The organism is Homoserinimonas aerilata (genome assembly GCF_006716125.1).
GTDB lineage: Bacteria > Actinomycetota > Actinomycetes > Actinomycetales > Microbacteriaceae > Homoserinimonas > Homoserinimonas aerilata.
This window is the reverse complement of sequence record NZ_VFOM01000001.1, coordinates 800,645-814,252: the sequence shown is the minus strand read 5'-3', so window position 1 is coordinate 814,252 and position 13,608 is coordinate 800,645. Positions and strand designations below refer to the sequence as shown.

Genomic DNA, 13,608 nt, shown 5'->3' with positions numbered 1-13,608 from the left:
ACCCGACGCTCAGATCAGGGCGAGCACGCTGCCCGGATCGGAGAGCACCCCTCCCACATCGGTCAGGAATCTCGCCGCCTGCTCACCGTCGACGACCCTGTGGTCGAACGACACGCACAGCGACACCACGTCGCGCAGTGCGATCTCGCCACGGTGCTCCCACGGCTGCCTCCTCACGGCGCCGAGCGCGAGGATCGCGGCCTCACCGGGGGTGAGGATTGGCGTGCCCGTGTCGACCCCGAACACGCCGATGTTCGTGATCGTGAAGGTGCCGCCGCTCAGCTGCGACAGGGTTGCGAAGCCCTCCTTCGCGGTCGAGCTCAACTCTCCGAGGGCGTCGGCGAGCTCCGGCAGCGACAGGCCTCCGGCATCGCGGATGTTCGGAACCAGCAGGCCGCGAGGGGTCGCCGCGGCGATGCCCAGGTTCACCCGCTCGAACTCGACGATCTCGCCGGCGTCGCCGTCCCAGTGCGCATTCACCTGAGGCGTGCGGCCGATCGCGATCAGAACGGCCTTCGCGACGATGGTGAGGATGTTCACGCGGCGCCCCCGGAACTCGGGCCGCAGCCGCAGACGCTCCAACAGTTCGAGCGACGGGGTCACATCCACCGTGAGCGAGACGCTCGCATGCGGCGCCGTGAACGCGCTCGCCACCATCGCCTCCGCCGTGCGTCTGCGCACGCCCGAGATCGGCGTGCGCTGCTCTCCCGTGCCGGGAACCGCCTGCTCCGCTGCGGCGGGCTGCGGGTGCGCCGCAAGCCATTCCGCGCGGCGGTGGCGTCGCCTGGGGCGGTCGCCGCTCTCCACGCGCGGACCGTAGCCGACGAGAACCGAGGTGCGGGCTTCGGATGCCTGCCGGTCGCCCGCAGGCGGCGTTGCTTCCTGCGGCACCTCCTGCGTCGCCTCCCGCGCCGTCGCATCCGGAACCGGGGCATCCGGTGTCGATGCTTCGCCGTCCTCCAGCTCGAACGAGACGATCGGCTGGCCAACCTTCACCGTCGTGCCCTCCTCGACGAAGAGCCGGGAGATCGTGCCTGCGAACGGCGACGGAAGCTCGACGAGAGCCTTCGCCGTCTCCACCTCGGCGATGACCTGGTTGAGCTCGACGGAGTCGCCGACGCTCACCTGCCACGTCACGAGCTCCGACTCGGTCAGACCCTCGCCCAGATCGGGCAGGGTGAATTCGCGTGTGCTCATGCCGTCCATCCCGTGAGCGAGTTCTGCCGCCCCATCACACGATCCACGGCATCGAGCATCCGGTCAAGGCCCGGGAGGAAGTGATCCTCCAGGCGCGCCGCAGGGTACGGGGTGTCGAAGCCGGTCACCCGGGCGGGCGGTGCCAACAGCTCGGCGAAGCAGCGCTCGGTCACGCTCGCCGCGATCTCCGCGCCGAGCCCGCCGTACTGCTGCGCCTCATGGGCGACGACCAGGCGGCCCGTCTTGCGCACCGACGCCTCGACCGTCTCGAAGTCGAGCGGCGAGAGCGAGCGCAGGTCGACCACCTCGACCGACAGCCCGTCGTCCTGGGCGGCGAGGGCCGCATCCAGCGCAGTCGCCACCAGCGGCCCGTACGCGACCAGCGTCACATCCGTGCCCGCGGTGACGATACGCGCCCGATCGAGTGACGGAGCCATGCCCATGTCGTCGTCGACGTCGCCCTTCATCCAGTAGCGCCGCTTCGGCTCGAAGAACACGACCGGGTCATCACAGGCCACCGCCTGCCGGATCATCCAGTGCGCATCCTGCGGGTTGGCACAGCTCACAACCCTCAGCCCCGAGGTGTGCGCGAAATACGCCTCGGGTGACTCGGAGTGGTGCTCGACCGAGCCGATGCCGCCGCCGAACGGCACGCGAATCGTGATCGGCATCCGCACCGTTCCCCTGCTGCGATAGTGCAGCTTCGCCACCTGCGCCACGATCTGGTCGAAGGCCGGATAGATGAAGCCGTCGAACTGGATCTCCACGACGGGCCGGTAGCCGCGGTAGGCGAGGCCCACCGCCGTGCCCATGATTCCGGCCTCCGCGAGCGGCATGTCCATGACGCGGTCGGTGCCGAAGTCGCGCTGCAGCCCGTCCGTCACGCGGAACACGCCACCGAGCTTGCCGATGTCCTCGCCCATCAGCACGACCTTCGGGTCGTCCTCGAGCGCATGTCGCAGCCCGCTCGTGATGGCCCCGGCGAGTGTCACGCCATCCCTGACGGTCATCGCGTTTCCCCCTCGAACATGTCCAGGTAGGCCGTGTACTGGCTGCGCTGCCGCGTGAGCCATGGCGTCGGCTCCGTCAGCACGTGATCGAAGACGGTCAGCGGCTCCGGGTCCTGCAGGCCCATGCAGGCGGCGCGCAGCTCCGCGGCCACCTCGTTCGCCTTCTGGGTGACGGATGCCCGCACCCCGTCGTCGAGGATTCCTGCGGCCTCGAGCATCCGCTCCATCCTGAGGATCGGGTCCTTAGCAGCCCACGCCTCCCGCTCGGCCGGATCGACGTACCTGCTCGGGTCGTCGCTCGTGGTGTGCGGGCCCATCCTGTAGGTGACCGCCTCGATGTAGCTGGGGCCGCCGCCGGAGCGGGCCCGATCGAGCGCGATACGCATGGCCGCCATGACGGCGAGCACATCATTGCCGTCGACGCGCATGCTCGGGATGCCGAAGCCGGGAGCGCGGTCGGCGATCGGCAGCTTCGCCTGCAGGCCGACCGGCTCGGAGATCGCCCAGTGGTTGTTCTGGCAGAAGAACACGACGGGGGCATTGAAGGTCGCCGCGAACACCATCGCCTCATTGACATCACCCTGGCTGGTCGCCCCGTCGCCGAAATAGGCGACCGCGACCGAATCGACGCCATCCTTCGCGCAGCCCATCGCGTAGCCGGTCGCGTGCAGGGTCTGAGCGCCGATGATGACGGCGGGCGGGGCCATGCCCACGCTGTACGGGTTCCAGCCGGAATGCGCGACGCCGCGCCAGGCGGGCATCATCTCCGGCAGGCTCACGCCGCGACAGTACGCGACGGCGTTCTCGCGGTAGCTGGTGAAGACGAAGTCGTCAGAGCGCAGGGCGCGGGCGGAGCCGATCTGGGCGGCCTCCTGACCGAGCAGCGGCGGCCACAGACCCAGCTGGCCCTGGCGCTGCAGGGCGGTCGCCTCCGTGTCGATGCGGCGCACCACAACCATGTCCTCATAGAGAGACACGAGCTGCTCGTCGCTCATGTCGGCGACCCACTGCTCGTAGGCGGGGTCGTGGCGACGCGATCCGTCGGGGGCGAGCAACTGGATGAGCTCGGCGTCTGAACCATCGGATGCCCGGGGCCGGTCGATCGGCCCGGCCACAGCATCCGGGGCCATCTGCTGCCCTGCGGGCTGCGCCTCCGGGGGCCGTGCCGCGTGGGCTGCGGGCGGTTCGACTGCGGGAACCTCTGCCGCGGACGCTTCTGCCGTTGGGGCGATCAGACGCCGGTCGGCGCCAGAAAGGACGGTGTGCACGTTCACTCCCTCGATCGGTGCCGACCTCGGTGGATAAACCTCGAGCGGGCACGATCCTCACGCCTTGACTTGTGGCCTGGGCGCCCGGGCGGCTCTGCCCGGTACTGGCGACGCTACCCACGGCATCCCGTGAAATCAAGCACAGCGATAGTGTTTCCTCACCCGATCCACCCGATCCGCCCGACCCACCCGACGACGAAGGAGTCCGGATGCCCAGCAGCACCCTGCAATCAGATGCGATCGTGATCGGCGCAGGCCTCGCGGGCCTCGTCGCCGCAGCCGAACTGCTCGAGGCGGGCAAACGGGTCACCATTCTCGAGCAGGAGCCGGAGGCCTCCTTCGGCGGGCAGGCGTGGTGGTCGTTCGGCGGGCTGTTCCTCATCGACTCGCCCGAGCAGCGGCGCATGGGCGTCAAGGACAGCCTCGAGCTGGCCCGCGAGGACTGGTACGGCAGCGCCGGATTCGACCGCGACGACGAGGATGCGTGGGGTCGCCGCTGGGCCGACGCCTACCTGGACTTCGCGGCCGGCGAGAAGCGCGCCTGGCTGCACGGCAAGGGGGTGCGCTGGTTCCCCGTCGTCGGCTGGGCCGAACGCGGCGGGTACACGGCGACCGGCCACGGCAACTCGGTTCCGCGCTTCCACATCACCTGGGGAACCGGCCCCGGCATCCTGGAGCCCTTCATCCGCGCCGTGCGCGACGGCGCCGCCCGCGGACTCGTCACGCTCGCCTTCCGGCATCGGGTCGACGAACTGGTGGTCGAATCGGGTACAGTCGTCGGCGCACGCGGAACCGTACTCGCAGTCGATGGCGCAGGGCGCGGCGAGGCCAGCAACCGGAACGCAGCCGGCGAGTTCGAGGCGCGCGCCGCATCCGTCATCGTCTCCAGCGGCGGGATCGGCGGCAACCACGACCTCGTGCGGCAGCAGTGGCCGGCCCGCCTCGGCGAGCCACCGAAGTCGATGCTCTCCGGCGTGCCCGCACACGTCGACGGGCGGATGCTCGGAATCACCGAACAGGCCGGCGGGCGCCTCGTCAACGGCGACCGCATGTGGCACTACGTGGAGGGCATCGACAACTGGGCGCCCGTGTGGGCGCGGCACGGCATCCGCATCCTCCCCGGCCCGTCGAGCATCTGGCTGGACGCGACCGGCAAACGACTCCCGGTGCCGCTGTTCCCCGGCTTCGACACCCTCGGCACGCTCGAGCACCTGCGCACGACCGGCCACGACCACAGCTGGTTCGTGCTCACTCAGAAGATCATCGAGAAGGAGTTCGCGCTCTCCGGCAGCGAGCAGAACCCCGACCTGACCGGCAAGGACATCGGGCTGCTCCTGCAGCGCGTTCGCACGGGAGCGCCGGCCCCCGTCGAGGCGTTCAAGGAGAAGGGTGCCGATTTCATCGTCGCCGACACGCTCGACGAGCTGCTGCGCCGCATGCAGGAACTGACCCCGGATGTTCCCATCGACGCGGAGCAGGTGCGTCGCGAGATAGAGGCCCGCGACCTGCAGCTGGCGAACCAGTTCAGCAAGGATTCGCAGGTGAACGCGCTGCGGCAGGCCCGCCACTACCTCGGCGACAAGCTCATCCGGGTCGCGTCGCCGCATCGCATCCTCGACCCGAAGGCGGGGCCGCTCATCGCGGTGCGCCTGCACATTCTCACCCGAAAGAGCCTCGGCGGGCTGCAGACCGACCTCTCGGGGCGCGTGCTCGGCGCCGATGGCGAGCCGATTCCCGGCCTGTTCGCGGCGGGTGAGGCATCCGGTTTCGGCGGAGGCGGTGTGCACGGCTACCGCTCACTCGAGGGCACCTTCCTCGGCGGCTGCCTCTTCACGGGCCGAACAGCCGGCCGCGCGGCGGCCGCGCTCGCCTGAGCCGCCCCGGAGCCGGCTAGCGCTGGAGGGTCCAGCCGCGGCGGCGCACGAGGGTGTGGCCGCGCGGAGTGCTCAGTCTGGTCCAGGGGCCCGTCTCGAAGAGGGACACGGATGCCACGCGGCCGCCCGACTGCGCGTCACCGTCTGTGCCGAGGAAGCCGAGGCTGTACGCGGCGAACGCCGCCCCCGCGGGAACATATTCCAGCCCGGGAATGCCGCGCCCCCACACCTCGGAGCGCACGCGGTGCACGATCTGCTCCCCCATGCCCGTCGGTACGGCCTCTGCGACCTCTTCGATGCCGGCACGGGCGGTGCGCTCGATCATCGCCGCGTCAGCCTGCGGCAGGGCATGCCAGCCACCACGGGGAGGCGAGATGGCCGCCCAGGTGGCGGTGTTCACCTGAATGGGCAGGCCGACGGTGACCGGGGCATCCGGTTCGGGATTCTGGCCCTGCAGCCGCACGATCCGCTCCATGAGCGAGCGCATGGGCACGACGGCGTCGAAGCTCGCGTCATCGGTGAGGGCGAAGGTGCGCAGGCCGAGAACGGTGGGGCTCTCGTCGAGCAGGCCGACCGGGAAGAGCACGCCCACGTACACGGCGAGCACGCCGGAGCCTGCGATCAGGCGCACGGAACCGTCCTCCACCCTGCCCGCACGGCTGAGGAACACGTGCAGGTCGTTCAGGGAGAGGGAGTCTACGAGGGAGAATGTCTGGCTCATCTGCAATCTAAACTACCTACATCGCCGCCCCTTGTGTGCCACGGGTGGGGCCACTTCGTCGACTCGACCGGGAGATCGCATGACTGAACCGCTGCAGGGTCTGCTTGAGACGCTGAATCTGACCGACACGGGTGCTCGCACCAGCTACGACATCTTCACGGGGCCGAGCCAGTGGCAGCCTCGCGGTCGCGTCTTCGGCGGGCAGGTTCTGGCGCAGTCGATCGTCGCGGCGATGCGCACGGTTCCGGATGACCGGGTCATCCATTCGATGCACGGTTACTTTCTGCGTCCGGGCGATGCGAGCCAGCCGATCACGTTCTCTGTGGCGCGCATCCATGACGGTCGTTCTTTCGCGGCGCGAAGCGTGCAGAGCTACCAGAACGGCGTTCCGATCCTGTCACTGATCACGTCCTTCCAGGAGGTCGATGAGGGGCTCGACCACCAGATCGACATGCCGGGCGATCTGCCTGATCCGGAGTCGCTGCCGGATGCGCGCGCCTCGATCGGTGACCTCGACCATCCGATCGCCCGCAATTGGGCTGAGGGCCGCCCCTTCGACATGCGTCATGTTCCGTCGCCCATCTACCTTTCGGTCGAGGGCGGGCATGTCGCCCATCAGGCGGTGTGGATGAAGGCGATCGGAACGATGCCGGATGACCCGAATCTGCACCGCGCGGCGCTCGCCTATGCGAGCGACTATTCGCTGTTGGAGCCGATTCTGCGTCGGCACGGCCTGCCGTGGGTCACTCCGGGTCTGAAGATCGCGAGCCTCGACCACGCCATGTGGTGGCACCGTTTCGGCCGGGTGGACGAGTGGATGCTGTACGTGCAGGAGTCGCCGAATGCGATCGGCGGGCGCGGCCTGTCGCTGGGCCGCATCTATTCTCGTGATGGCCTGCTGCTGGCGAGCGTCGCGCAGGAGGGCATGGTGCGCGTGCCGTCTCCTGGCGGCGAGTCGGCGTAACGCATCCGGGCTGTGACGGTGCCGGTCTGTGACGGGGTGGATCAGCCGCGCTGGGAGAAGGCGACCGCGTCGCCCAGGTACGGCTCCCAGGCTGCCCTGACCGTGTCGGGGATGCGCCGTGGCCTCATGCTGGCGGCATCGACGAACACGAGGGTGCTGCTGGCGCACGCGTAGAGCGTTTCGTCGTCGCGGATCTCGTAGCCGATCTCGGCGCTGGCCCCGCCGAGCCTGCTGAGCCAGATCTGCACGTCGAGCGGTGTTCCGCGGTAGTCGATGGGGAGCAGGTATTCGATGCGGTGGCCGGCGATGAGGCTGAGCAGGCCGGAGTCGCGTTCGAAGACGGCGGTTGGCGGCCGCTCCTCCTGGGGGTTCTCGGGCGCCCAGAATGCGCGCACCCGCGCCTCCTCGAGCAGGCGGAACACCTCGACGTTGTTGACGTGGTTGTAGGCGTCGAGGTCGCCCCAGCGCAACTGAAGAGAGATGTGGATGCGCAAGAATTCCTCCGAATGGGCAGCGTTCCGGGCGCCGCCGGGTAACAGCTTCACAACGACTGTAGTGCACCGCTCTGGCGGCGATCGGGGCGCTTTCTGCCACGTATCGGCGGGCCGTAAGGGGTCGCATCCGGCTAGTGGAATTCGCCCGATCCGCTCACTTTTGTTAGTCTGTTAGACGGCCCTTGCCCGCCAGCTCAGTTCGCGGTGGGTGTGCGGGCCACAGTTTCAAGCCAAGGCCGCGGGCGTCGTCGGCCCTGTTTCCCAACGGTTTCCTGGGCGACAGGTGCGGTGGCGAACGTATGGTCGCATGTTCGTGGAACCGCCCCATGGCGGAGTCCCCGAGGCCCTGTCCCCCTCCTCAGGAGTGGCTGAGGCGAGCCCCGGTTTCATGTGACCCGGACCGTAAACCCGAAGGACGAGCGTTCCGCTCCCTAGTCGCGGAATGTGGTCGTCGCAGGATGACGTGACCGAAACCAATGTGACTGACACTGTCGCTGTTCGTGCCGAGAACCTGTTCAAGGTCTTCGGCCGCAGGGCTCAGGATGCCGTGAAGCAGCTGAAGGACGGCGCAAGCCGTGCCGATGTGGCCCCTCTGGGCACCGCTGCTGTCATCGACGCATCATTCGAAGTGAAGAAGGGCGAGATCTTCGTCGTCATGGGGCTTTCGGGCTCCGGCAAGTCGACGCTGATCCGGATGCTCAACGGGCTTCTCGAGACGACGTCTGGCCAGGTGACCATCAACGGCAAACAGACCACGGATGTCCCCATGAAGGAGTTGCGCAAGGTTCGCCGCGACGATGTGTCGATGGTGTTCCAGCATTTCGCGCTGCTGCCCCACCGCACCGTGCTCGACAATGTCGCGTACGGCCTGGAGATCCAGGGTCTCCCCAAGGCGAAGCGTCTCGAGCAGGCCCGCCGCACGATCTCACTTGTGGGCCTCGACGGCTGGGCCGACAAGTTTCCGCACGAGCTGTCGGGCGGCATGCAGCAGCGCGTGGGCATCGCCCGTGCGCTGACGGCCGATACCGATGTTCTGCTCATGGATGAGGCGTTCAGCGCTCTCGACCCGCTCATCCGTCGTGAGATGCAGGAGCAGCTGGTGGAGCTGCAGGGGCAGCTGGGCAAGACCATCATCTTCATCACGCATGACCTGAACGAGGCCATGTTCCTGGGCGACCGCATCGCCGTCATGCGTGACGGCCGCATCGTGCAGATCGGCACGCCGGAGGACATCCTCACGGATCCCGCCAACGACTATGTCGCCCAGTTCGTGCAGGATGTCGACCGCGCCCGCGTGCTGACCGCGTCGAGCGTGATGGAGCCCGCGCGTTCCGTGGTGTCGGCGACGGCGGGGCCGCGTGCCGCGCTGCGCACGATGCGCGACCTGCAGACATCCGCCGCCTTTGTCGTGGGCCGCAACCGCACGCTGCTCGGCGTCGTGCGCGACAGTGCCGTGCTCAAGCAGGTGCGCGCCAATGAACGCGACCTGGCACCGATCAAGGGCGACGAGTTCCCCTCGGTGACGGGCGACACCGCCCTCAGCGAGCTGTACGAGCTCGCGGTCTCGAGCGATCTGCCGATCGCCGTCACCGGCGAGAACGACAGGCTGCTCGGGGTGATCCCCCGCGTGACGCTGCTCGCAGCCCTCGGCAACGTCACGACCAACACCGATGAACTGCCTGTGATGGAGCCGCCGGCCACCGTGCCCGTGAACATCATCACCGAGACGCTCGCGGCGACCGCTGCCGCCGCCGGAGTCGCCGACCGGGCGCAGGCCACAAGCGAAGGGAGCCAGTCATGAACGACTTTCCCCGTCTTCCGCTCGGCCAGTGGGTCAAAGCGGCCGTCGATTGGGTGACCGAGTATCTCGGCGTCGTCTTCGATGTGATCCGCACCGTCTTCAACGGTCTCTTCGATGGCGTCGACTGGGTGCTCTCCGCCCCACCGTTCTGGGTGATCATCATCATTCTGGTTGCGCTGTCGTGGTATCTGCGCGGCTGGCGCTTCGGCGCCGGCGTCGCCGTGGGTCTCCTGGTGATCCAGTCGGTGAACCAGTGGGACAACTCGATGGACACGCTGGCCCTCACCCTCGTCTCCGCGTTCATCGCTGTGATCATCAGCGTTCCGTTGGGCATCTGGGCTGCGCGATCGGATGCCGTCTCGCGCGTCATCAAGCCGATTCTCGACTTCCTGCAGACCATGCCCGCGTTCGTCTACCTGATTCCGGCGATCATCCTGTTCCGGGTCGGGGTCGTCCCCGGCATCGTGGCGACGATCGCGTTCGCCATGGCCCCCGGCGTGCGTCTGACCGAGCTGGGCATCCGCGGTGTCGACAAGGAGGTCGTCGAGGCGGGCTACGCCTTCGGCGCGTCGCCTCGTCGCATCCTGTTCCAGATCCAGCTGCCGCTGGCGAAGCCGAGCATCATGGCCGGCATCAACCAGGTCATCATGCTCTCGCTGTCGATGGTGGTCATCGCGAGCATGGTCGGGGCAAGCGGTCTGGGCCGCCCCATCATCCAGGCGCTCAGCCGGATCGATGTCGGCCTCGGCGCCGAGGCGGGGCTGGCGGTCGTGATCCTCGCGATCATGCTCGATCGACTCACGGCAAGCCTGGGCGCCGGCAAGACCGCGTTCGGGCGCCTCCTGGACCGCAGGAAGGCCTCGGGCAAGCCAGACCCCGAAGACCCGGCGGATGCTTCGGCCACGGCCGATGCGAACGTCGACCGGCGCGAGCCTGCCGCCGTCTGAAGACTCGCGGATGCTTCAGCATCCGTGGAACTCGGTGCGGCTACCCCGTACCGACCAATCGCCCGATTCACAGCATCGGGAGGAAAGGAACGAAACATGAAGAAGCGTTTCATGACATCCATCGCAGTCGGAGCAGTCGCACTGCTCGGGCTGACCGCATGTGCGGGCAGTGCCGACACCGGCGACAACGGCTCCGGCGACGGCGACAGCAAGTCGCTGACGGTCGGCGTCTTCAACGGCTGGCCTGAGGGCGAGGCCGCCTCGTACCTGTGGAAGGCCGTTCTCGAGGAGAAGGGCTACGACGTCACGCTCGAGTACGCCGACGCCGGCCCCGTCTTCGCGGGCCTCAGCACCGGTGACTACGATGTGGCGTTCGACGGCTGGCTGCCGCTGACGCACCAGTCCTACATGGACGAGTACGGTGACAGCCTTGAGGATCTCGGCTCCTGGAACGACGACGCGGTTCTCACCGTGGCCGTCAACGAGGATGCCCCGATCACCTCTCTCGACGAGCTCGCCGACCACGCGGACGAGTTCGGCAACCGCATCGTCGGCATCGAGCCCGGCGCCGGCCTGACCAAGGCCGTCGGCGAGCAGACCATCCCGACCTACGGTCTGGACGGCATGGAGTTCCTCACCTCCTCCACCCCGGCCATGCTCTCTGAGCTGAGCGCGGCACTCGACGCCGGCGAGAACGTGGCCGTCACCCTGTGGCGTCCGCACTGGGCCTACGACGAGTACCCGATCAGGGACCTCGAGGACCCGGAGGGCACGCTCGGCGCGTCTGAGGGCATCCACTCGATCGCCCGCAGTGGTTTCGGGGATGAGTTCTCTGAGCTCGCCGGATGGATCGGTGACTGGAAGCTCGATTCGGAGCTGCTGTACTCGCTCGAGAACGCGATGTACAACAGTGGTGCTGACGCCAGCGAGTACGAGTCGATCGTCGCTGACTGGATCGCAGAGAACCAGGAGTACGTGGACGGCCTCACCAGCTGAGTTCGCCCATGACATGAAACGGCGACCGCCCCTCGGGGTGGTCGCCGTTTCGCGTTCAACGCTCGAAAACGCTCCGGTCGGATGCGCTCCGCACGAATACGCTCAGTCGCGGGTGAGCTTGCGGTAGGTGGAGCGGTGCGGCTTGGCCGCATCCGGGCCGAGGCGCTCGACCTTGTTCTCCTCGTACGACTCGAAGTTGCCCTCGAACCAGTGCCAGTACGACGGGTTCTTCGCGGTGCCCTCCCAGGCGAGGATGTGAGTGGCGATGCGGTCGAGGAACCACCGGTCGTGGGTGATGACCACGGCGCAGCCGGGGAACTCGAGCAGTGCATTCTCGAGACTCGACAGCGTCTCGATGTCGAGGTCGTTGGTGGGCTCGTCGAGCAGGAGGAGGTTGCCGCCCTGCTTGAGGGTGAGCGCCAGGTTGAGGCGGTTGCGCTCACCACCGGAGAGCACGCCGGCCTTCTTCTGCTGGTCGGGCCCCTTGAAGCCGAACTGCGACACGTACGCGCGTGACGGGATCTCGGTCTTGCCGACCTGAATGAAGTCGTGCCCCTCTGAGACGACCTCCCACAGTGTCTTGTTCGGGTCGATGCCACCACGGCTCTGGTCGACGTACGAGATCTGCACCGTCTCGCCGATCTTGAGGTCGCCGCCGTCGAGCGGCTCGAGGCCGACGATGGTCTTGAACAGGGTCGTCTTACCGACGCCGTTGGGGCCGATGATGCCGACGATGCCGTTGCGGGGCAGGGTGAAGGAGAGCCCGTCGATGAGCACGCGGTCGTCGAAGCCCTTCTTGAGCTTCTTCGCGTCGATGACCTGCGAGCCGAGACGCGGGCCCACGGGGATGACGATCTCCTCGAAGTCCAACTTGCGGGTCTTCTCCGCCTCGGCAGCCATCTCCTCGTAGCGCGCGAGTCGGGCCTTCGACTTCGTCTGGCGGCCCTTCGCGTTGCTGCGCACCCACTCGAGCTCCTCGGCCAGGCGCTTGGCCAGCTTCTGGTCCTTCTTGCCGGCGATGTTCATCCGCTCGGCTTTCTTCTCCAGGTAGGTGGAGTAGTTGCCCTCGTAGGGGTAGAGGCGCCCGCGATCGACCTCGGCGATCCACTCGGCCACGTGGTCGAGGAAGTACCGGTCGTGGGTGACGGCGATGACAGCACCGTGGTACTGCGCGAGGTGCTGCTCAAGCCACAGCACACTCTCGGCGTCGAGGTGGTTGGTGGGCTCGTCGAGGAGCAGCAGGTCGGGCTTCTGCAGCAGCAGCTTGCAGAGTGCGACGCGGCGCTTCTCACCGCCGGAGAGGTTCGCGACCGACCAGTCGCCGGGCGGGGTGCGCAGGGCGTCCATGGCCTGCTCGAGCTGCGAGTCGAGGTCCCACGCGTCGGCGGCGTCGATGGCCTCCTGCAGGGTGCCCATCTCGGCGAGAAGGGTGTCGAAGTCGGCGTCGGGCTCTGCCATGAGCGCGGAGATCTCGTTGAAACGGTCGACCTGACGCTTGATCTCGCCGAGGCCTTCCTGCACGTTCTCGAGCACCGTCTTCGACTCGTCGAGCTCCGGCTCCTGCATGAGGATGCCCACGCTGAAGCCGGGCGTCAGCTTGGCTTCGCCGTTGCTGGGGGTGTCGAGCCCGGCCATGATCTTGAGGATCGTCGACTTACCGGCACCGTTCGGGCCGAGCATTCCGATCTTCGCCCCCGGCAGGAACGCCATGGTGACGTCATCGAGGATGAGCTTGTCTCCGACCGCCTTGCGGGCGCGGACCATCGAGTAAATGTATTCGGCCATGCGAAGAGTTTAGTTGGCCCCCGCTGACAGCCGAGCCACTCCCCCGCAAGTGATGATTCGGGCGCGACTACCAGTCGATGGCGCGAGTCGTTCCGACGAGGCAGGCGCCCGTGCCGAGCGCGGGCGCGACCGAGTGGGAGAAGCCCCCGGGGCCCCACTGGCCGATGATGCAGTCGGCACCGAAGCTCACGGAGAACAGTACCGAGTCGACGGCACCGCCGGTGGGCGTCGCATCCGGGGTCACCTGCATCGCTGACTTGTCGAAGCCGGCCGCGACGAGCGCGTCGATGAAGGAGCGCCCGTCACCCGATCCGCCGGCGTCGAGATGCTCGTCGACCGTGGCGACGAAGAAGGGCAGATTGTCGGATGCGGTCCCGTCGACGACAAGCTCCGGAGGTGGTGGCGCCACGCTCGCCTCGATCGACGCCGACGGTTTCGGTGTGCCTGTCGGGGCGGGCTCGGCTGCTGGGGTGCAGCCTGCGAGCAGCCCTGCGCAGAGGAGCACGGCGGCAGTCGCCACGAATCGCATCCGTGTCGTGGTGGGGCGTTGC

Annotated in this window: 12 protein-coding genes; 5 read left to right on the top strand and 7 right to left on the bottom strand. The window is 67.8% G+C overall.

All coding sequences use genetic code 11. The annotated features are described in order from the left end of the window. Positions 1–9: 9 nt before the first annotated feature. Genes FB562_RS03855 through pdhA form a run of 3 tightly spaced genes read right to left on the bottom strand, consistent with a single transcriptional unit; the run spans position 10 to position 3,337 of the window. Complete coding sequence (locus FB562_RS03855; protein ID WP_141879937.1) at positions 10–1,197, bottom strand: dihydrolipoamide acetyltransferase family protein; 1,188 nt, start codon at positions 1,195–1,197, stop codon at positions 10–12. Next, positions 1,194–2,207 (bottom strand): alpha-ketoacid dehydrogenase subunit beta, encoded by a 1,014-nt coding sequence (locus FB562_RS03850; protein ID WP_141879936.1) that lies wholly within the window; start codon positions 2,205–2,207, stop codon positions 1,194–1,196. Before FB562_RS03850 ends, FB562_RS03855 begins: the two co-directional genes overlap by 4 nt. Continuing rightward, positions 2,204–3,337, bottom strand: coding sequence for a pyruvate dehydrogenase (acetyl-transferring) E1 component subunit alpha (pdhA, locus tag FB562_RS03845; protein WP_141881069.1), 1,134 nt, complete (start codon positions 3,335–3,337; stop codon positions 2,204–2,206). Before pdhA ends, FB562_RS03850 begins: the two co-directional genes overlap by 4 nt. Before the next feature lie 347 nt (positions 3,338–3,684). On the opposite strand from pdhA, the gene FB562_RS03840 reads away from it, so the two are divergent. Further along, positions 3,685–5,349 (top strand): FAD-binding dehydrogenase, encoded by a 1,665-nt coding sequence (locus FB562_RS03840; protein ID WP_141879935.1) that lies wholly within the window; start codon positions 3,685–3,687, stop codon positions 5,347–5,349. 16 nt (positions 5,350–5,365) lie between these two features. Here the strand turns inward: FB562_RS03840 and FB562_RS03835 are convergent, their stop codons facing one another. Next, entirely contained in the window at positions 5,366–6,070 is a 705-nt protein-coding gene (locus tag FB562_RS03835) for a DUF8185 domain-containing protein (RefSeq protein WP_141879934.1), read from the bottom strand. 79 nt (positions 6,071–6,149) lie between these two features. Here FB562_RS03835 and FB562_RS03830 point away from each other — a divergent pair, with 79 nt between their 5' ends. After that, complete coding sequence (locus FB562_RS03830) at positions 6,150–7,034, top strand: acyl-CoA thioesterase (protein WP_141879933.1); 885 nt, start codon at positions 6,150–6,152, stop codon at positions 7,032–7,034. 41 nt (positions 7,035–7,075) lie between these two features. Here the strand turns inward: FB562_RS03830 and FB562_RS03825 are convergent, their stop codons facing one another. Further along, a complete protein-coding gene (locus tag FB562_RS03825) occupies positions 7,076–7,528 on the bottom strand; it encodes an acyl-CoA thioesterase (protein WP_141879932.1) in 453 nt (150 codons plus the stop codon). 442 nt (positions 7,529–7,970) lie between these two features. Here FB562_RS03825 and FB562_RS03820 point away from each other — a divergent pair, with 442 nt between their 5' ends. From FB562_RS03820 to FB562_RS03810, 3 genes are all read left to right on the top strand, one after another. Further along, positions 7,971–9,329, top strand: coding sequence for a quaternary amine ABC transporter ATP-binding protein (locus FB562_RS03820; RefSeq protein ID WP_141879931.1), 1,359 nt, complete (start codon positions 7,971–7,973; stop codon positions 9,327–9,329). Beyond that, positions 9,326–10,276, top strand: a complete 951-nt coding sequence (locus tag FB562_RS03815) for an ABC transporter permease (protein WP_141879930.1) — start codon at positions 9,326–9,328, stop codon at positions 10,274–10,276. Before FB562_RS03820 ends, FB562_RS03815 begins: the two co-directional genes overlap by 4 nt. 111 nt (positions 10,277–10,387) lie before the next feature. Further along, positions 10,388–11,272, top strand: coding sequence for a glycine betaine ABC transporter substrate-binding protein (locus FB562_RS03810; protein WP_246081332.1), 885 nt, complete (start codon positions 10,388–10,390; stop codon positions 11,270–11,272). A gap of 102 nt (positions 11,273–11,374) precedes the next feature. Here the strand turns inward: FB562_RS03810 and ettA are convergent, their stop codons facing one another. Both ettA and FB562_RS03800 read right to left on the bottom strand, forming a co-directional pair. Then, positions 11,375–13,057 carry an energy-dependent translational throttle protein EttA gene (ettA, locus tag FB562_RS03805; RefSeq protein WP_141879928.1) on the bottom strand — a complete coding sequence of 561 codons (1,683 nt, stop codon included), beginning with the start codon at positions 13,055–13,057 and terminating at the stop codon, positions 11,375–11,377. A gap of 67 nt (positions 13,058–13,124) precedes the next feature. Further along, the gene (locus FB562_RS03800; RefSeq protein ID WP_141881068.1) at positions 13,125–13,586 is read right to left on the bottom strand and encodes a DUF6993 domain-containing protein; all 462 of its coding nucleotides are present in this window, start codon (positions 13,584–13,586) and stop codon (positions 13,125–13,127) included. Positions 13,587–13,608: the final 22 nt, after the last annotated feature.

Excerpts from the sequence above, each read along its gene's own strand:
- FB562_RS03855 (WP_141879937.1), bottom strand. The coding sequence starts at position 1,197 with ATGAGCACACGCGAATTCACCCTGCCCGATCTGGGCGAGGGTCTGACC.
- FB562_RS03850 (WP_141879936.1), bottom strand. The coding sequence starts at position 2,207 with ATGACCGTCAGGGATGGCGTGACACTCGCCGGGGCCATCACGAGCGGG.
- pdhA (WP_141881069.1), bottom strand. The coding sequence starts at position 3,337 with ATGGCCCCGGATGCTGTGGCCGGGCCGATCGACCGGCCCCGGGCATCC.
- FB562_RS03840 (WP_141879935.1), top strand. The coding sequence starts at position 3,685 with ATGCCCAGCAGCACCCTGCAATCAGATGCGATCGTGATCGGCGCAGGC.
- FB562_RS03835 (WP_141879934.1), bottom strand. The coding sequence starts at position 6,070 with ATGAGCCAGACATTCTCCCTCGTAGACTCCCTCTCCCTGAACGACCTG.
- FB562_RS03830 (WP_141879933.1), top strand. The coding sequence starts at position 6,150 with ATGACTGAACCGCTGCAGGGTCTGCTTGAGACGCTGAATCTGACCGAC.
- FB562_RS03820 (WP_141879931.1), top strand. The coding sequence starts at position 7,971 with ATGTGGTCGTCGCAGGATGACGTGACCGAAACCAATGTGACTGACACT.
- FB562_RS03815 (WP_141879930.1), top strand. The coding sequence starts at position 9,326 with ATGAACGACTTTCCCCGTCTTCCGCTCGGCCAGTGGGTCAAAGCGGCC.
- FB562_RS03810 (WP_246081332.1), top strand. The coding sequence starts at position 10,388 with ATGACATCCATCGCAGTCGGAGCAGTCGCACTGCTCGGGCTGACCGCA.
- ettA (WP_141879928.1), bottom strand. The coding sequence starts at position 13,057 with ATGGCCGAATACATTTACTCGATGGTCCGCGCCCGCAAGGCGGTCGGA.
- FB562_RS03800 (WP_141881068.1), bottom strand. The coding sequence starts at position 13,586 with ATGCGATTCGTGGCGACTGCCGCCGTGCTCCTCTGCGCAGGGCTGCTC.